The organism is Streptomyces sp. NPDC006552, from assembly GCF_040611655.1.
In the GTDB taxonomy this organism is placed as follows: Bacteria; Actinomycetota; Actinomycetes; order Streptomycetales; family Streptomycetaceae; genus Streptomyces.
In genome coordinates this window covers 1-17720 of the sequence record NZ_JBEXOS010000068.1, presented here as the reverse complement: position 1 = coordinate 17720, position 17720 = coordinate 1, and the positions used below count along the sequence as shown (strand labels likewise).

Here is a 17720-nt window from a genome sequence, read left to right as displayed (position 1 = left end):
CACGATCGGGTGAACAGATCGGCGAACGGCACGAACTCCCGCTCCTGCTGCGGGAGTTGTTCGCACCGCGGGCAGCGCGCTCAGGCCAGCGGTGAGCCCTCGTCCGGGGCGGGCTGCCCGGAGCGGATCAGGTCGATGCGGCCCATGACCTTGGCCCGCAGGTCGCTCGGCACGTCGTCATGGCCGCAGCACCGCTTGACCAGCTTCTTCACGGCCTGCTCCAGACCGTACTTCTCCAGGCACGGGGAGCACTCCTCGAAGTGCACCTCGAACTTGGTGCAGTCGGAGTCCGGCATCTCATGGTCGAGAAACTCGTAGAGATGGTCGAGGACCTCACTGCAGTCCGTCTCGTGCGGCTCTCCGCAGCTCATGAGCCCGAGCCTTTCGCTTCGTTCGACTCTCCGGCGCCGGCCGGGACGAGCCCGCGGTCACGGGCGTAATCCTCGAGCATGCCGCGCAGCTGGCGACGTCCCCTGTGCAGCCGGGACATCACCGTACCGATGGGTGTTCCCATGATGTCCGCGATCTCCTTGTACGCAAAGCCCTCGACATCGGCGAGATAGACCGCGATGCGGAATTCCTCGGGGATCGCCTGGAGCGCGCGCTTCACGTCCGAGTCGGGCAGGTGGTCGAGCGCCTGCGACTCGGCGGAGCGCAGACCGGTCGACATGTGCGACTCGGCGCGCGCCAGCTGCCAGTCCTCGATCTCCTCGGCGGCGCTGCGCTGGGGCTCGCGCTGCTTCTTGCGGTACGAGTTGATGAAGGTGTTCGTCAGGATCCGGTACAGCCACGCCTTGAGGTTCGTCCCCTCGCGGAACTGGTGGAACGAGGCGTACGCCTTCGCATAGGTCTCCTGCACCAGGTCCTCGGCGTCCGCGGGGTTGCGCGTCATGCGCAGCGCGGCCGAGTACATCTGGTCGAGGAATTCCAGCGCGTCCCGCTCGAAGCGCGCGCTGCGCTCGGTGGCGGTCTCCGCGGGCTCCGGCCGCTCGTCCGCCTGGCCGTGCTCGGTCCCTGCGTCGGTCCCTGTGACCGGACCCACCTCCTCCAACGACGTCGCGAGACCCGAAGAAGTCCCACTCGAATCGGAGGATAGACGACGATCCGGTCCGCCCGCCGCCCGAATAGGGACGGTCTTGGCCGCGCTCAGCACGCTCCACTCCAGTTCAGGAGTGGTGGCGCGGCTCGGGCAGATGGTCGAACCCATGCGGCGGACTTCCTCTCGTACGCTCTGTCACCGACGCTTGCGACAACAGCCGTCCCGCGCTCGGCATTCCCCGCGCTCAGACGAGTGAGCGAGTCCACGCGAGCACGGCGTCCGTGAGGACGGCCATGGTCTCCTCCGGTCCGGCGCCGGAGCGCTTGGGCACGGCGAACCCGTGGTCCCCGTAGGGCACTTCGACGAGGTCGAAGTCGGGGCTGTCCGGGAACTCCGCCGGCTTCCCGAAGGGGTCGTTGCCGCCCTGCACCACCAGGGTCGGCACCCCGGCCCCCAGCAACTCCCCGACCCGGGACTTCTCCGGTTTTCCCGGCGGATGCAGCGGAAAGCTGAGCGCCAGCACGCCGACCGCTCCCAGCTCGGCGCCGGTGCGGCAGGCGACGCGGGCGCCGGCGCTGCGCCCGCCGGCGACCACCGGCAGCCCGGGCGCGGTCAGGGCGGGCCAGATACCGCGCCACCCCGCGTCCAGGGTCCTGGGCGCGGGCGCGAGCTTCTTCCCGGCGACGCGCCAGGGCTGTTCGACGAGGGCGACGGTCACGCCGTGGGCGGGCAGGGCCCGGGCGAGGGCCTGGAGGTCCCGCGCCTCGATGCCGCCGCCCGCGCCATGGCTCACCGCGAGGACGAGGCGGGCCCGCGCGGCGCGGTGCCAGGTGACGCGGCCGTCACCGGTCTCCGTAGGGACGACCTCCGTAGGGACCGTCTCCGTAGGCGTGGGCCCCATAGGCGTGGACTCCGTAGGCACGTTTTCGTTCACGCGATCATGGTGCCCTGTAGGTCCCCTGTGCGGTGCCCGGCGGACCTCAGAACAGGGTGACGTCCTCCGGGCCGTCCAGCTCCTTCAACAGTTCGGGCCCGTTGTTGCGCACATTGCTGACGGCGGTGGAGACGGGGTAGGCCCGCATCAGCCCTTCCGGCGGAGGCGCCAGCAGGGCCCGCAGGCCGTCCACGTCCGTGCGGCCGGGGTCGAGCCAGTCGTCCCAGCGGTCGGGCGTGAGCATGAGCGGCATCCGGGGGTGGATGTCGGCGAGCGCCTGCGGCCCGTCCGGGGGCGCGACCCCGAGCGGAGCGGTCTCGGCCTCCGTGGTGATGACCGAGCACGTCACCCACCAGGCCAGCGGATGCTCGTCGGGCAGCGTGCGGTCCCGCCAGAACTCGTAGAGCCCGGCCATGGCGAAGACGCCGCCGTCCGCGGGGGTGACGAAGTACGGCTGCTTGCGCGCCCGCTTCTTCTTCCCCTCGACCTCCAGCTCCCGCTCCCCGGCCCCGGTCACCCACTCGTAATAACCGTCGGCGGGCAGCAGGCACCGGCGCGCGGCGAAGGCCCGCCGGTACGACGGCTTCTCGTGGACCGTCTCGGCCCGCGCGTTGATCATCCGGGCGGCGCCCTCGGGCGTCTTGGCCCAGGACGGCACGAGGCCCCACCGCAGCTTGCGCAGCTGGCGAACCGGCCGCGGGTCCTCGGCGTCTTTCACGGGGCGGTCGAGGACGGCGTAGACCTCCTTGGTGGGCGCCACGTTGAAGTCCGGCTCATAGGCCTCCTCCGGCTCCCACTTCTCGATCTCGAAGATTCCCGCGAGATCCTCGGGTCCACGACTCGATGCATACCGTCCGCACATACGTGCCACAGTGCCAGAGCAAGAAGCCGGAACACCACCGAACGGAAGCAGCCGGAAACATGGACGCCAGCCTCTGGGACCGCCTCGTCGGCACCCAGCCGGACCCCGACCAGTGGGTGGTCATAGCCGCCGGCGTGCTCGCGCTCGCGGCCGTCGTCCCGCACCGCCTGTGGCGGCTGTCACGCAACGCCGTCACGATCGCCCACGAGGGCGGCCACGGCCTGGTCGCCCTGCTCATGGGCCGCAGGCTGGACGGCATCCGGCTGCACTCGGACACCAGCGGCCTCACGGTGAGCCGCGGCAAGCCGACCGGCCTCGGCATGATCCTCACGGCGGCGGCGGGTTACACGGCCCCGCCGCTGCTCGGCCTCGGCGCCGCGGCGCTCCTCGGCAACGGCCACATCACCCTGCTGCTCTGGCTGGCGACCGCCCTGCTGGTGGCGATGCTGGTGATGATCAGGAACGCGTACGGGGTCCTCACCGTGGTGCTCACCGGCGGCGCGTTCCTCCTGGTCTCCTGGCTGGCGGGCCCGCAGGTCCAGGCGGCGTTCGCCTACGTAGTGGTGTGGTTCCTGCTCCTGGGCGGGGTGCGCCCCGCCTTCGAGCTACAGGGCAAGCGTCGCCGGGGCGGGGCGGGCGACTCCGACGCCGACCAGCTCGCGCGCCTCACCCACGTCCCCGCGGGCATGTGGCTCTTCTTCTTCCATGCCGTCTCCCTGTGCGCCCTGCTGGGCGGAGGCCGCTGGCTGCTCGGCCTGTGAACGGGTGACCGGGGGCGAGCCCACCAGGGTCCTGGCAACAGGTGGCCGGGGGCGAGCCCACTAAAGTAAGGGCATGACCACGCACCCCGCGCCCACCGCCCTCTGGCCCGCCCCGCTCGCGAGCGGGGCCGTCGACGCGACCGTCCCGGTGCCGGGGTCCAAGTCCGTCACCAACCGCGCGCTCGTCCTCGCCGCGCTCGCCGCCGAGCCGGGCTGGCTGCGCCGCCCGCTGCGCTCCCGCGACACGCTGCTGATGGCGGGCGCGCTGCGCGCGATGGGCGTCGGCATCGAGGAGGGCGTGGGCCCGGACGGGACCGGCGAGGCCTGGCGCGTCATCCCCTCCGGCCTCCAGGGCCCGGCCACGGTCGACGTGGGCAACGCGGGCACGGTCATGCGTTTCCTGCCGCCGGTCGCGGCCCTTGCCGACGGGCCGATCCGGTTCGACGGCGACCCCCGTTCGTACGAGCGGCCGCTGCACGGGGTGATCGACGCGCTGCGGACGCTGGGCGCCCGGATCGACGACGACAACCGCGGCGCGCTGCCCCTGACGGTGCAGGGCGGCGGGGCGCTCGACGGCGGCCCGGTACGGATCGACGCGTCGTCGTCCTCGCAGTTCGTGAGCGCGCTCCTGCTGTCCGCGCCGCGCTTCAACCAGGGTGTGGAGGTCCGCCACACCGGCTCCTCGCTGCCCTCCATGCCGCACATCCGGATGACGGTCGACATGCTGCGGGCGGTCGGCGCCCAGGTCGACACCCCGGAGTCGGGCGGCGAGGCCAACGTGTGGCGCGTCACCCCGGGCGCCCTGCTCGGCCGGGACATCGTCATCGAGCCGGACCTCTCCAACGCCCAGCCGTTCCTGGCCGCGGCCCTGGTCACCGGCGGGCGGGTGACGGTCCCGGACTGGCCGGCGCACACGACCCAGCCGGGTGACGCGCTGCGCGAGATCTTCACGCGGATGGGCGGTTCCTGCGAACTGACCGAGCAGGGCCTGACGTTCACCGGTTCGGGCACGATCCACGGCATCGACGTGGACCTCGGCGAGGTGGGCGAGCTGACCCCGGGCATCGCGGCGGTCGCGGCGCTGGCGGACGGCCCCTCCACGCTGAGCGGCGTCGCGCACCTGCGGCTGCACGAGACGGACCGCCTGGCCGCGCTGACCAAGGAGATCAACGAACTGGGCGGCGACGTCACCGAGACGGCCGACGGCCTGCACATCCGCCCGCGCCCGCTGCACGGCGGCGTCTTCCACACCTACGACGACCACCGGATGGCGACGGCGGGCGCGATCATCGGCCTGGCGGTGGACGGCGTGCAGGTCGAGAACGTGGCGACGACCGCCAAGACGCTGCCCGACTTCCCCGACATGTGGGCCTCGATGCTCGGGACCGACAGGCCGTAGGGACGTAACGCGATGCGCCGCTACGGCAAGCACACCGACGAGGACGACATCCGCCAGCGCCCCAACCGCAAGGGGAACCGGCCGCGGACGAACATCCGGCCCAAGCACGAGGACGCGGCGGAGGGGATGGTCCTCACCGTCGACCGGGGCCGGTTGACCGTCCTCGTCGACGGGCTCCCGATCCACGCGATGAAGGCCCGCGAGCTGGGCCGCAAGGCGGCGGTCGTCGGCGACCAGGTGGCCGTCGTCGGCGATCTGTCCGGCGCGAAGGACACTCTCGCGCGCATCGTCCGGATCGCGCCGCGCACCTCGGTGCTGCGGCGCACGGCCGACGACGACGACCCGTACGAGCGGGTGGTGGTCGCCAACGCCGATCAGCTCGCCGTCGTCACGGCGCTGGCCGACCCCGAGCCGCGCCCGCGCATGATCGACCGCTGTCTGGTCGCCGCGTTCGACGGCGGCCTCACCCCGCTGCTGGTCCTGACGAAGTCGGACCTGGCACCGCCGGACAAGCTGCTCGAACTGTACGGAGATCTCGACATCCCCTACGTCGTGACCAGCCGCGAGGAGCTGGAGAACGGCACGGCGCAGGCGCGGGTGCGCGAGCAGCTCGACGGCCGGGTCACCGCGTTCGTCGGCCACTCCGGCGTGGGCAAGACGACGCTGGTCAACGCGCTGGTGGCGCAGGACCAGCGGCGTACGACGGGGCACGTCAACGCGGTGACGGGGCGCGGCCGGCACACGACCACCTCGGCGCGGGCCCTGCCGCTGCCCGGCGACGCGGGCTGGGTGGTCGACACTCCGGGCGTGCGCTCGTTCGGGCTGCACCATGTGGACCCCTCGCGGGTCATCCACGCCTTCCCCGACCTGGAGCCCGGGACCGAGAACTGCCCGCGCGCGTGCAGCCACGACGAACCGGACTGCGCCCTGGACGCCTGGGTGGCGGAGGGCCACGCGGACCCGGCCCGGCTGTACTCGCTGCGCCGGCTGCTGGCCACGCGCGAGCGCCGTGAGGGCGACTGACCTCTGTCGTGTTTGCCGCCCCCGCGCACCGGTGAAGGCATAATCGCACCAAGCCGGACGCAAGATCGAACCGTACGGGATCAGTGGAGCGCGGGAGGCACAACACATGGCGTGGCTGCTGGTCATCTTCGCGGGGTTTCTGGAGACGGGCTTCGCCGTCTGCCTGAAGCTCTCGCACGGCTTCACGCGGCTGTGGCCGACGATCGCGTTCGCCTCGTTCGCGCTGGGCAGCTTCGGCCTGCTGACGCTCTCCCTGAAGAAGCTGGACGTGGGGCCGGCGTACGCGGTGTGGACGGGCATCGGTGCGGCGGGCACGGCGATCTACGGCATGGTCTTCCTCGGGGACGTGGTCTCCACGCTCAAGATCGTCTCGATCAGCCTGGTGGTCGCGGGCGTGATCGGGCTCCAGCTGTCCGGATCGGCACACTGACGGCGGTCCGGGTTCCCGGCGGGACGGTGTTCCCGGCAATCTCGGGGCGTCAGGCGGAAGGCGCGGCCCGGATCGCCTCCCGCACCAGCCGTCCGACTCCGTCGCCCGCGGGCGGCACCATGACGCACGACAGCGCGATCCGCACCGCGAGTTCGCACTCCCGGGCCAGCTCCCGCTCCTCTGTCGCCGGCGTGTCCGCCGCGCCCAGGGCGGCCAGGGAGCGGTCGCGCACGGCGGCGAGGAAGTCGGCGGGAGCGGGCAGCGGGCTGTCCGCGCGGCGCTGCGCGGGCACGGCGGAGGTGGACGGTACGGCGGAGAGCGCCGGTGCGGGCAGGCGCTCGCTCCAGCAGCCGGTGAGCGCGGCGCGCACCAGCGGGCTGCGGCGGGCGCTGGCCACGGTCCACTCGGCGACCGTGTCGAGGCCGCCCTCCCGCAGGGCCCGGTCGACTCCCGCGAGATAGGCGTCGGCCTCCCTGCGGACCAGGGCGCGGGCGAGCCCTTCCTTGCTGCCGAACTCGTTGTAGAGGGTCTGCCGGGAGACTCCGGCGACCGCCGCCACGTCGACCATGCGCACCCCGGACCAGGGCCGCCGCGCCAGTGCCAGGTAGGCCGCGTCCAGAAGGGACTCCCGTGCTGCGGGCATCGTCGCCTCCCCGGGCCGCCGTGCCGGTACGGCTTGTTCCGTCAGAGTTGACGGGCTCCTCCCCGCTGTCAAGAGTCCGCGCGCGACCCCGTACGGGCCACCGCGCGCTCCGGGCGGGACGAGGCCGTGTGGCCGGGGGACGACCTCGATCGATACTGTGCAGGCATGCCCGACTACCACGATGATCTGCGTCTCGCCCACGTCCTCGCGGACGCCGCCGACGCCGCGACGATGGACCGGTTCAAGGCGCTCGACCTGAAGGTGGAGACCAAGCCGGACATGACGCCGGTGAGCGAGGCCGACAAGTCCGCCGAGGAGCTGATCCGCGGTCACCTCAAGCGGGCGCGGCCGCGGGACGCGATCCTGGGCGAGGAGTTCGGCGTCGAGGGCACGGGCCCGCGCCGCTGGGTCGTCGACCCGATCGACGGCACCAAGAACTACGTCCGGGGCGTGCCGGTCTGGGCCACGCTCATCTCCCTGATGGAGGCCGGCGAGGGTGGCTACCAGCCGGTCGTCGGTGTGGTCTCGGCGCCCGCGCTCGGCCGGCGCTGGTGGGCGGCGAAGGGCGCGGGCGCGTTCACGGGCCGCAGCCTGACCTCCGCCTCCCGGCTCCAGGTCTCCGGGGTGGGCCGCCTGGCCGACGCCTCGTTCGCGTACTCCTCGCTGAGCGGCTGGGAGGAGCAGGGCCGTCTCGACGGGTTCCTGGACCTGACGCGGGCGGTGTGGCGCACCCGCGGGTACGGCGACTTCTGGCCCTACATGATGGTCGCCGAGGGCGCGGTCGACCTGTGCGCGGAGCCTGAGCTGTCGCTGTGGGACATGGCGGCGCCGGCGATCGTGGTGACCGAGGCAGGGGGTTCGTTCACCGGGCTCGACGGCCGCCCGGGCCCGCACAGCGGCAACGCGGCGGCGTCGAACGGGCTGCTCCACGACGAGTTGCTCAGCTACGTCTCGGGCCGCTGACGGACCGCTGCCGGGCCGGCGCCGAGGCGGGCGGAGAGGGAGCTGGAGGCGCGGGCGGGGCGCGGTTCGCCCGTGGGCGCCCCTGAACTCACCTCTCGCGCCCTCTTGTTGGCACTCCCTTTACCTGTAACTCTGAGAGTCCCTCCACTTGTGAACTTGTGAACCGTTTCTCGTTCCGGGAGCGGTGGCGCAGGTACCTCCACAGGAAGGTGGCTCCATCCATGCTCGTCCGTGACGCCATGAGCACGATGGTCCTCACCATCGGCCCCACCCATACGCTGCGCCAGGCGGCCCGGCTGATGTCGGCGCGCCGCGTCGGAGCGGCCGTCGTCCTCGACCCGGACGGCTGCGGCATCGGCATCCTGACCGAGCGCGACATCCTCAACTCGCTCGCGCTGAACCAGAATCCGGACCACGAGACAGCCGGCACCCACACCACCACCGACGTCGTCTTCGCCGCCCCGACCTGGACCCTGGAGCGGGCGGCGGAGACCATGACCCACGGCGGCTTCCGCCACCTCATCGTGCTGGACGGCCGGGAGCCGACCGGCATCGTCTCGGTCCGGGACATCACCCGCTGCTGGACACCGGTGCGGCAGCCGGCGCCGACCCTGACGGCGTAGGGCGGTCAGGGCGCGTCGCAGGCGCGGAAAAACCGGGAGGGCCGGTCCCCCGGACGGGGAACCGGCCCTCTTCGGCCAGGATTCGGATCAGCCCTGGTGCACCAGGTCGAACCGGTCCAGGTCCATGACCTTGCTCCACGCCGCGACGAAGTCCTTGACGAACTTCTCCTTGGCGTCGTCGCTCGCGTAGACCTCGGCCACAGCGCGCAGCTCGGAGTTGGAGCCGAAGACCAGGTCGGCCCGGGTGCCGGTCCACTTCACCGCGCCGCTCGCGTCGCGGCCCTCGAACTCGTCCTGCGCCGAGGACGTCGACTTCCACGTCGTGCCCATGTCGAGCAGGTTGACGTAGTAGTCGTTGGTCAGCGTGCCCGGGCGCTCGGTGAGGACGCCGTGCTTCGACTGGCCGGTGTTGGCGCCGAGGACCCGCAGGCCGCCGACGAGGACGGTCATCTCGGGGGCGCTCAGCGTCAGCAGGTTCGCCTTGTCGAGCAGCAGGTACTCGGCCGGCAGGCGGTTGCCCTTGCCCACGTAGTTGCGGAAGCCGTCGGAGGACGGCTCGAGCGCGGCGAACGACTCGACGTCCGTCTGCTCCTGCGTGGCGTCCACCCGGCCCGGCGTGAAGGGCACCTCGACGTCGTGTCCGCCGTCCTTGGCGGCCTTCTCGACGGCCGCAGAGCCCGCGAGCACGATCAGGTCGGCCAGCGAGACCTGCTTGCCGCCCTGGGCGTTGAAGCTCTCCTGGATGCCTTCGAGCGTGCGCAGCACCTGCGCCAGCTCGTCCGGGTTGTTGACCGCCCAGGTGCGCTGCGGCTCCAGGCGGACGCGGGCGCCATTGGCCCCGCCGCGCTTGTCGCTGCCGCGGAAGGAGGAGGCGGAGGCCCAGGCGGCCGAGACCAGCTGCGCGACCGTGAGGTCCGAGGCGAGGACCTGCTCCTTGAGCGCGGCGATGTCCGCGGCGTCGACGACCTCACCGGTGCGCGCGGGCAGCGGGTCCTGCCAGAGCAGCTCCTCGGAGGGGACCTCGGGGCCGAGGTAGCGGACGACCGGGCCCATGTCACGGTGCGTCAGCTTGTACCAGGCGCGGGCGAACGCGTCCGCGAACTCCTGCGGGTTCTCGTGGAAGCGGCGCGAGATCGGCTCGTAGATCGGGTCGAAGCGCAGCGACAGGTCGGTCGTGAGCATCGTCGGGCGCTGCTTCTGCGTGGCGTCGTGCGCGAACGGCACGGTCGCCTCGGCGTCCTTGGCGACCCACTGGTTGGCGCCCGCGGGGCTCTGGGTCAGCTCCCACTCGAAGCCGAAGAGGTTGTCGAAGAACTCGTTGTCCCACGCGGTGGGGTTGCTGGTCCAGGTCACCTCCAGACCACTGGTGATGGCGTCGCCGCCCTTGCCGGTGCCGTGGCTGCTCGCCCAGCCCAGGCCCTGCGCCTCGATCGGGGCGGCCTCGGGGTCGGGGCCGACGGCGTCCGCCGGACCGTTGCCGTGGGTCTTGCCGAAGGTGTGGCCGCCGGCGATGAGCGCCACGGTCTCCTCGTCGTTCATCGCCATGCGGCGGAACGTCTCACGGATGTCGCGGGCCGCGGCGATCGGGTCCGGGTTGCCGTTCGGGCCTTCCGGGTTCACGTAGATGAGACCCATCTGGACCGCGCCGAGCGGGCTCTCCAGGTCGCGGTCGCCGGTGTAGCGCTCGTCGCCCAGCCAGGTGGTCTCGGGGCCCCAGTAGACGTCCTCCTCCGACTCCCAGACGTCGGGGCGGCCGCCGGCGAAGCCGAAGGTCTTGAGGCCCATCGTCTCCAGGGCCACGTTCCCCGTGAGGATCAGCAGGTCGGCCCAGGAGATGGACTGGCCGTACTTCTGCTTGACGGGCCACAGCAGACGGCGGGCCTTGTCCAGGTTGCCGTTGTCCGGCCAGCTGTTGAGCGGCGCGAAACGCTGCTGCCCCGCGCCGGCGCCACCGCGGCCGTCGCTGATGCGGTACGTGCCGGCGCTGTGCCAGGCCATACGCACCATGAGGGGGCCGTAGTTCCCGAAGTCGGCGGGCCACCAGTCCTGCGAGGTGGTGAGCACCTCGGCGATGTCCCGCTTCACGGCGGGGAGGTCCAGGGCGTTGAACGCCGCCGCATAGTCGAAGTCGTCACCGAGCGGGTTCGCCACCGCAGGGTTCTTGGCGAGGATCTTCAGATTGAGCCGCTCCGGCCACCACTGGGTGTTGCCGCCGCCCTGGGTCGGGTGCTTGGCACGGCCGTGCGCGACCGGGCAGCCGCCCGTCTCCTCCGTCTTCGCGTCCGTGACGATTGCTTCATGGTTCTCGGTCATGCGAACCCTTCCGGAGTCTGTCCTGTCGCTTGGCCGTAGCCATCGCTGATCCTACAATGGACAATGTCTAAGTCAAGCCACGCTCCAAAGTCACATCCGTTCGGGATTCAGGTCCCCTTGCTGTTAGGCTGGTTCTATGAGTGACCTTCTGGAACGACTGCGCGGACGAGGCTGGCGCATGACCGCGCAGCGACGCGTCGTGGCCGAGGTACTCGACGGGGACCACGTCCACCTGACGGCCGACGAGGTGCACCTGCGCGCTGTCGCGAAGCTGCCCGAGATCTCGCGGGCCACGGTGTACAACACGCTGGGTGAGATGGTGTCGCTCGGCGAGGTCATCGAGGTCGCCACGGACAAGCGGGCGAAGCGGTACGACCCGAACGCGCACCGTCCGCACCAGCACCTGGTCTGCGGCCAGTGCGGCCAGATCCGCGACGTCCACCCGACGGGCAACCCCCTGTCGACACTCCCGGACTCGGAGCGCTTCGGCTTCACGATCTCGGACGTGGAAGTGACGTACCGGGGCGTCTGCCCGACCTGCGCGACGTAATTCTCCTTACGACCACCAAGAAGGGCCCGCACCAGTGAGGTGCGGGCCCTTCTTGCCAGCTGCGCCGGACGACCGGGCGCCAAAAACGCCTCAAGGCCGGAACCAATGGTTCCGGCCTTGAGACCGTAGTAGCGGGGACAGGATTTGAACCTGCGACCTCTGGGTTATGAGCCCAGCGAGCTACCGAGCTGCTCCACCCCGCGCCGTTGAACACAACCTTACGGGACGCCCCCGACCAGCGCAAATCCGATCCCGCCACCCGGCGGCGGCCCTGTCACCGGGCCGCTCGGCCCGGTCGCGGGGCGGTGGACGCGCTTCAGGCCGACAGTTCCTGGCGCAGTGCGTCGCGCAGCCGGCCCGCCCGCTCGGCCACCTCGGCCGGACCGAGCTCGACCGCCCGGCCGGCCCACTTCTGGCCCTCGACCAGATCGCCGCGCCGCGCGCAGAGCAGGGCGAGCCGGAGCGCCGCCCTGCCGTGCCCGCCGTCGGCGGCCCGCGTCCACCACAGGGCCGCCTCCGGCTCGCTCCCCTCCCGGGCGAGCAGCAGCCCGAGGTTGAACGCGCCGTTGCGCGATCCGGCCTCCGCGGCCCGGCGGTACCAGCGCGCCGCCTCGACCACGTCACCGCGGACGGCGGCGAGCATGCCGACGCGGACCTGCGCGCGCCGGTGCCCGTGCTCGGCGGCCCGCTCGTACCACTCCTCGCACTCGCTCTTCACGGTCACGGGCTCGCCCAGCTCGTGCCGGACCGCGGGGGGCCGGCGCACGTCGAGCAGCGAGGCCAGCCGGTACGCCGCCTCGGGGCTGCCCCCGCCCGCCGCGCACCGCAGGTGCCGCTCGGCGCTCGGCTCGTCGCCCTCGCGCAGGCGCGCGATTCCGGCCTGCAGCGCGGCTTCCGTGTGGCCTCCGGCGGCGGCCCGCTCGTACCAGCGCAGCGCTTTCTGCCGGGCCTCCTCGTCGTCCCGGCCCGCGTACAGGATGCCGAGGTTGAAGGCGGCGTCGACGCTGCCCGCCTCCGCCGCCTTGGAAAACCAGGGCTCGGCGCCGACCGCGTCGCCGTTCTGCAGGAGCAGCACGGCCAGGGCGTTGGCGGCCTCGCGGTGGCCCGCGTAGGCGGCACGGCGGTACCAGCTCTCGGCCTGCGCGGTGCGCTTCTGCTCGGCGCAGAGCAGCCCGAGGTTGTACGCGCCGTTGTTGTCGCCCGCGTCCATGGCGGCCCGGTACCAGCGCTCGGCGGTCTGGGTCTCACCGCGCTGGGCGTGCAGCGCGCCCAGCGCGTTCGCCGCGTTGCCGTCGCCGTCCTGGGCGGCGCGCAGCCACCACACGGCGGCGCTCTCCTCGTCCCCGGCGTCGCGCAGCAGGAAGGCGAGGGCGCACGCGGCGCGCGGCTCACCGTCCTTGGCCGACGTCAGGTACCAGCGGCCGGCCTCCTTGAGCTCGCCGCGCTTCTCCAGGATCGCGCCGAGGTGCAGCGCGGCGCGGCGGTGCCCGCGGGCCGCGGCCTGCCGGTACCACTGCTCGGCCTCGGCGGCCGGCTTCTTGTTCTCGTCCGTGACCAGGACGTCCTCGGGGCCCAGGCGGGCGGCCTGCCGGTCCAGGGCGCGGGCGAGCCGGTACGCGGCCTCGCGGTGGCCGCGCTGGGCGGCGACCCGCATCCAGCGCTCGGCGCCGACGTCGCTGCGGTGCTCCAGGAGGTCGGCGAGGGCGTACGCGCCGAGCGTGTGGCCCTGCTCGGCGGACTGGCGCAGCCAGTACTCGGCGGCGGGTTCGTCGCCGCGCTCACGGAAGTGGCGTCCGAGCGCGTGTGCGGCGGGGGCCGAGCCGGCGACGGCGGCGACCCGCCACCAGCCGGCGGCCTCGTCCGCGTAACCGCGCTGGAGGAGCAGGACGCCCAGGTTGTTGGCGGCGGCGCGGTCGCCCTCGCCCGTGGCGCCGCGCAGCAGGGGCTCGGCTCCGTCGAGGTCACCGCGGCGCAGCAGCATGGCGCCGAGGACGCTCATCGCCTCGACGTCGCCGGCCTCCGCGGCCAGCCGCTGGCGTGCTTCTTCGCCCGCCTCGCCGGATTCGTCCCGGTCAGAAGGCTGCACAAACCGCCCTGTCTCCCACAGAGTTGCCTTGTCCCCCATAACGTCCATCGTCGCACCACCTGCAACCTGGGTACACCGGGTATACCGCAGCCATTGAGGTCACTACAGCGTTTTGTCGACATGCCCACAGGGCGACAAGTGAAACACAAAATACCGAACTCCCCCGAAGCGGAGCGCCGTTCGTTCTGACCTGATACAGACTTCGCACATGCCAGTGGCTCGTGACGCCCGGGGCCGTGACGCACCGAAGGCCCGGAAGCTGCTGCTTCCGAGCCTTCGATCATCAGTAGCGGGGACAGGATTTGAACCTGCGACCTCTGGGTTATGAGCCCAGCGAGCTACCGAGCTGCTCCACCCCGCGCCGTTGTGTTCAAACCGTACCACGGCGCGAGGGGAGCTCCCGAATCAGCCGTCGGCGCCGTTCTTGTCGGCGTTCTTGTCGGCGTTGTCGGCGTTGTCGGCGTTCTTGTCGCTGTTCTTGCCGGCGTTCTGCTTGGCGTCCTTGTCGGCCTGCGTCTGCGCCTTGTCGGCCCGCTTCAGCGCGTCCTCCAGCTTCTCCTGCGCCTCGCCGTAGGCGGTCCAGTCGTTCTCCTTGAGCGCCTTCTGGCCGTCCTCGAAGGCCTTCTCGGCGTCGGCCAGCGCGTCCTTGACTGTGGAGTTCGCCGGTGGCCGCGTCGTGTCCCCACCGGGCTTCTCCGGCTCCGCGGGCTCGGCCCCCTCCACTTCGAAGGCCTGGTTGAGCGCCTCCGACAAGGAGTCGGCGAAGCCGGTCCGGTCGCCGTAGGAGACCGCGACCTTGCGCATCAGCGGATACTCGGCGTTGCGCCCCTGGGCGTAGATCGGCTCGACATACAGGAAGCCCTTGTCCAGTGGCACGGTCAGCAGATTGCCGTAGAGGACCGTCGAGTCGGCGCCCTTCATGTCACGCACCCAGTTCGCCACCGGGTTCGAGGAGTTGAGCTTGTTCTGTACCTGCTCGGGTCCGTAGACCTTGTCCTCGGTGACTCTCAGGAGCCTTATGGTCCCGTAGTCCTTACTGGTGGCGTCGGCGTCCACGGCCATGAAGGCCCGCAGGTTCGGCCGCCCGGACGGCGTGAAGGTCGTCGTCAAAGAGAACTGCTGACTGGTCTGGCCCGGCATCTTCATGGACAGGTAGTACGGCGGGACCGCGCTGTTGTCCTTCTTGGTCGGGTCATTGGGGACCTGCCAGGCGTCGGACGCGTTGTAGAACTGGTCCGAGTTCGTGACGTGGTACAGGCTCAGCAGCTCGCGCTGGACCTTGAACATGTCCTGCGGATAGCGCAGGTGTTCCTTCAGGTCCGCCGGGATGGCGCTCTTCGCCTCCACCGTGCCGGGGAACGCCTTCTTCCAGGTCTTCAGGACCGGGTCGGCATCGTCCCAGGTGTAGAGCTTGACCTCGCCGGTGTACGCGTCGACGGTCGCCTTCACCGAGTTCCGGATGTAGTTGACCTGGTTCTGCTGGGTCACCACCGCGCGCTGGTTGTCCCCCTCGTTCAGGGAGTCGGCCGTGGTGTCGCCCAGCGTCGTACGGGACGCGTACGGGTAGCCGTTCGACGTCGTGTACGCGTCGACCACCCATTTGATCTTGCCGCCGACCACCGTCGGGTAGGCGTCACCGTCGATGGTCAGCCAGGGCGCGACGGCCTCGACGCGCTCCTTCGGTGTGCGGTTGTACAGGATCCGCGACCCGTCGCCGATGGCGCCCGAGTAGAGGATCTGCGGCTCACTGAAGGCCACCGCGTACGCGGCGCGGTTGATCGGGTTCGAGAGGTTGACGCCGCTCTTGCCCGTGTAGCTCGTGGTCTTCTGCGTGCCGTCGTCCTGCTCGTAGTCGAGCTCCTTCTGCGGCCCGCCGACGATCGAGTACTGCGTCGTCTTCTCGCCGTAGTAGACGCGCTGGTTGTAGTCGCCCAGGTCGCCCGTGGTCGGCAGACCCGACTCGGTGAACTGGGGAGCACCCTGCGCCGTCGACGTGCCCTTCGCGGTCACGGCGCCATAGCCGTGCGTGTACACGAAGTGGTCGTTGATCCAGTTGCGCTTGTCCAGCTTGCCGAGGTTCAGCTCGCGCAGGCCGACGACCGTGTCCACGCCCTTGTAGCGGTCCACGTCCAGGGTCGTCGGGAACTGGTAGTACTTCCGCTGCTGTTCGAGCTGCTGGAAGGTGGGCGACACGATGTTCGGGTCGTTCAGGCGGTAGCTCGCCGCCGAATCGGACTCCGTGCGCTGCTTCTTCGTGTCGTCCGAGCTCTTGCCGCTGTAGTCGACCGGGTTCGCCGTGTCGATGCCGTAGGCCTTGCGGGTCGCCTCGATGTTCTTCTCGATGTACGGGGCTTCCTTGGACTGCTCGTTCGGCTGGACCTGGAACTTCTGGACGATGGCCGGGTACAGGCCGCCGATCAGGATCGCCGAGAGCACCATCAGGCCGAAGCCGATGACCGGCAGCTGCCAGGTACGCCGCCACAGCGTGGCGAAGAACAGCACCGCGCAGATGACGGCGATGCAGAACAGGATCGTCTTCGCCGGCAGGTACGCATTCGCGTCGACGTACCGCAGGCCCGTCCAGTTGTCGGTCGCCTTGAAGTCACTCGACTTCACGGTGAGCCCGTACCGGTCGAGCCAGTACGCGACGGCCTTCAGGGCCACGAACACGCCCAGCAGGACCGACAGGTGTCCGGTCGCGGCCGCGGTGGCGCGCGCGCCCGGGCTGGTGACGCGCAGCCCGCCGTACAGGTAGTGCGTCAGCGCGGCGGCGACCAGGCCGATGACAGTGGCCGCGAACCCGAAGCCGAGCAGGAAGCGGTACCAGGGCAGATCGAACGCGTAGAACGACACGTCCATGTGGAACTGCGGGTCCTTCTGGTGGAACGGCACGCCGTTCACGAACATCAGCCACGTGCGCCACTGGCCGGCGGCCGAGGCGCCCGCGATGAGCCCCACCAGGGCGGTGACCCCGAGCAGCAGCCATCTCTTGAAGGGCGCGATGCCCATCCGGTAGCGGTCGAGGCTCTGCTGCTCCATCGACATGGCGCTGAGCGGCGGGCGCATCCGGTGCGCCAGCCAGATGTTCACGCCGACGACGAGCGCCATGAGCAGACCGAAGACGAAGAAGAGCCCGATCTTCGTCCACAGCGTCGTCGTGAAGACGGATGAGTAGTCGACCGATCGGTACCAGAGCCAGTCCGTCCAGAATCCGGCGAACATGACGAAGGCCATGCCGAGCACGGCCAGGACGCCCAGCGTCAACAGCAGCGTCCGGGCACGCCGGGACGGGCGGCCCACTCTGATCCGCGGCCCCGTGGGGCCTCCGCCGCGGTCCGGCATCTGGAAAGCCAAAGTGCGCACCTCGAAATTGAGTAATCGATCGGCCGGGCCCCCGAGATCGTGGACCCATCACCTATGCAACTTACTCACGCTTTACTCAGTTCCCGGTTCGGGGGAGGAACGAGGCAGGATTGTGACCATGTCCAACACTCCCATGGCAGCGAGCCCCCTCACCCGGGCCGTACTCGAGATCGACGAGTACGCCTCCGGCCTCGGCTGGGACCAGCCCGCCCGCCTCTTCGCCCTCGTCGACACCGCCGCGCTGCGCGCGCAGGAACCCGCTCTCGCCTCCCAGCTCGGCCTGGAGGGCGAGCAGGAGAGCACCGGCCTCACCCCGATCGAGCAGGAGGAGATTCCCGCCGGCAAGGCGCTCGACGAGTTCCTCGGCACGATCGCCTGGCCCGACGCCGTCGCGGGCTGCGCCCTGACGGTGGAGCGCCTGATGCTGCCGCCGTCGGCCGAGGCCGCCGTCCCGGAGGGGCTGAGCGACAAGAAGCTGGCGGCGTGGGTCGCCGAGCACCCGGACCGCCAGGAGGTCCGGATGACCGTCGCGGTGCTGCGCGACGGCTCGCGCGACTCGGCGCTGCGGCTGCGCGACAAGGATTCGCCCACCGAGGTCCTCACCGGTTCACAGCTCGTGCCCGGCCTCGCGGAGGCGTTGATGGCGACCTTCGCCGAGTGAGCTGCCCCGGACGGCGTCGAGGCCTCCTTGCGCATCAAGAAGTCCGCGCCGCACATCCCCGACGACGCCA

General features: G+C 71.0%; 16 protein-coding genes and 2 tRNA genes. 8 read left to right on the top strand and 10 right to left on the bottom strand.

Going from position 1 to position 17720, the window contains the following annotated elements; genetic code table 11:
* Positions 1–80 precede the first annotated feature (80 nt).
* The 4 genes from rsrA to ABZY33_RS29725 form a co-directional block, all read right to left on the bottom strand.
* The gene (gene rsrA / locus ABZY33_RS29740; protein WP_356494787.1) at positions 81–371 is read right to left on the bottom strand and encodes a mycothiol system anti-sigma-R factor; all 291 of its coding nucleotides are present in this window, start codon (positions 369–371) and stop codon (positions 81–83) included.
* Entirely contained in the window at positions 368–1042 is a 675-nt protein-coding gene (gene sigR, locus ABZY33_RS29735) for an RNA polymerase sigma factor SigR (protein WP_356494809.1), read from the bottom strand. The genes rsrA and sigR overlap by 4 nt, the downstream gene beginning before the upstream one ends.
* A gap of 241 nt (positions 1043–1283) precedes the next feature.
* Entirely contained in the window at positions 1284–1940 is a 657-nt protein-coding gene (locus ABZY33_RS29730) for an alpha/beta family hydrolase (RefSeq protein ID WP_356494786.1), read from the bottom strand.
* 79 nt (positions 1941–2019) lie between these two features.
* On the bottom strand, positions 2020–2835 hold the full coding sequence (locus ABZY33_RS29725; protein WP_356494785.1) for an SOS response-associated peptidase: 816 nt from the start codon (positions 2833–2835) through the stop codon (positions 2020–2022).
* Between the two features lie 59 nt (positions 2836–2894).
* On the opposite strand from ABZY33_RS29725, the gene ABZY33_RS29720 reads away from it, so the two are divergent.
* The 4 genes from ABZY33_RS29720 to ABZY33_RS29705 all read left to right on the top strand — a co-directional run bounded on the left by ABZY33_RS29720 (position 2895) and on the right by ABZY33_RS29705 (position 6448).
* Positions 2895–3596 (top strand): M50 family metallopeptidase, encoded by a 702-nt coding sequence (locus tag ABZY33_RS29720; RefSeq protein WP_356494784.1) that lies wholly within the window; start codon positions 2895–2897, stop codon positions 3594–3596.
* A gap of 73 nt (positions 3597–3669) precedes the next feature.
* The gene (gene aroA, locus ABZY33_RS29715; protein WP_356494783.1) at positions 3670–4995 is read left to right on the top strand and encodes a 3-phosphoshikimate 1-carboxyvinyltransferase; all 1326 of its coding nucleotides are present in this window, start codon (positions 3670–3672) and stop codon (positions 4993–4995) included.
* A gap of 12 nt (positions 4996–5007) precedes the next feature.
* Positions 5008–6018: a ribosome small subunit-dependent GTPase A gene (gene rsgA / locus ABZY33_RS29710; RefSeq protein ID WP_356494782.1), complete on the top strand. Its 1011-nt coding sequence runs from the start codon at positions 5008–5010 to the stop codon at positions 6016–6018.
* Positions 6019–6124: 106 nt separating this feature from the next.
* Entirely contained in the window at positions 6125–6448 is a 324-nt protein-coding gene (locus tag ABZY33_RS29705) for a multidrug efflux SMR transporter (RefSeq protein ID WP_356494781.1), read from the top strand.
* A gap of 49 nt (positions 6449–6497) precedes the next feature.
* Here the strand turns inward: ABZY33_RS29705 and ABZY33_RS29700 are convergent, their stop codons facing one another.
* Positions 6498–7091: a TetR family transcriptional regulator gene (locus tag ABZY33_RS29700; RefSeq protein ID WP_356494780.1), complete on the bottom strand. Its 594-nt coding sequence runs from the start codon at positions 7089–7091 to the stop codon at positions 6498–6500.
* 165 nt (positions 7092–7256) lie between these two features.
* Between ABZY33_RS29700 and hisN the strand changes: the two genes are divergently transcribed.
* Both hisN and ABZY33_RS29690 read left to right on the top strand, forming a co-directional pair.
* A complete protein-coding gene (gene hisN / locus ABZY33_RS29695; protein ID WP_356494779.1) occupies positions 7257–8054 on the top strand; it encodes a histidinol-phosphatase in 798 nt (265 codons plus the stop codon).
* A gap of 221 nt (positions 8055–8275) precedes the next feature.
* Positions 8276–8677 carry a CBS domain-containing protein gene (locus tag ABZY33_RS29690; protein ID WP_356494778.1) on the top strand — a complete coding sequence of 134 codons (402 nt, stop codon included), beginning with the start codon at positions 8276–8278 and terminating at the stop codon, positions 8675–8677.
* A gap of 87 nt (positions 8678–8764) precedes the next feature.
* Here ABZY33_RS29690 and katG read toward each other — a convergent pair whose 3' ends face one another.
* Positions 8765–10990, bottom strand: a complete 2226-nt coding sequence (gene katG / locus ABZY33_RS29685) for a catalase/peroxidase HPI (RefSeq protein ID WP_356494777.1) — start codon at positions 10988–10990, stop codon at positions 8765–8767.
* 136 nt (positions 10991–11126) lie between these two features.
* Here katG and ABZY33_RS29680 point away from each other — a divergent pair, with 136 nt between their 5' ends.
* On the top strand, positions 11127–11540 hold the full coding sequence (locus tag ABZY33_RS29680) for a Fur family transcriptional regulator (RefSeq protein WP_356494776.1): 414 nt from the start codon (positions 11127–11129) through the stop codon (positions 11538–11540).
* Positions 11541–11669: 129 nt separating this feature from the next.
* Here the strand turns inward: ABZY33_RS29680 and ABZY33_RS29675 are convergent.
* The 4 genes from ABZY33_RS29675 to ABZY33_RS29660 all read right to left on the bottom strand — a co-directional run bounded on the left by ABZY33_RS29675 (position 11670) and on the right by ABZY33_RS29660 (position 16968).
* Positions 11670–11743: transfer RNA gene (locus ABZY33_RS29675), tRNA-Met, on the bottom strand.
* Between the two features lie 113 nt (positions 11744–11856).
* The gene (locus ABZY33_RS29670; protein WP_356494775.1) at positions 11857–13674 is read right to left on the bottom strand and encodes a sel1 repeat family protein; all 1818 of its coding nucleotides are present in this window, start codon (positions 13672–13674) and stop codon (positions 11857–11859) included.
* Between the two features lie 239 nt (positions 13675–13913).
* A tRNA-Met gene (locus ABZY33_RS29665) sits at positions 13914–13987 on the bottom strand.
* Between the two features lie 44 nt (positions 13988–14031).
* A complete protein-coding gene (locus ABZY33_RS29660) occupies positions 14032–16968 on the bottom strand; it encodes a UPF0182 family protein (RefSeq protein WP_356494808.1) in 2937 nt (978 codons plus the stop codon).
* Between the two features lie 139 nt (positions 16969–17107).
* On the opposite strand from ABZY33_RS29660, the gene ABZY33_RS29655 reads away from it, so the two are divergent.
* Positions 17108–17650, top strand: coding sequence for a PPA1309 family protein (locus ABZY33_RS29655; RefSeq protein WP_356494774.1), 543 nt, complete (start codon positions 17108–17110; stop codon positions 17648–17650).
* Positions 17651–17720: the final 70 nt, after the last annotated feature.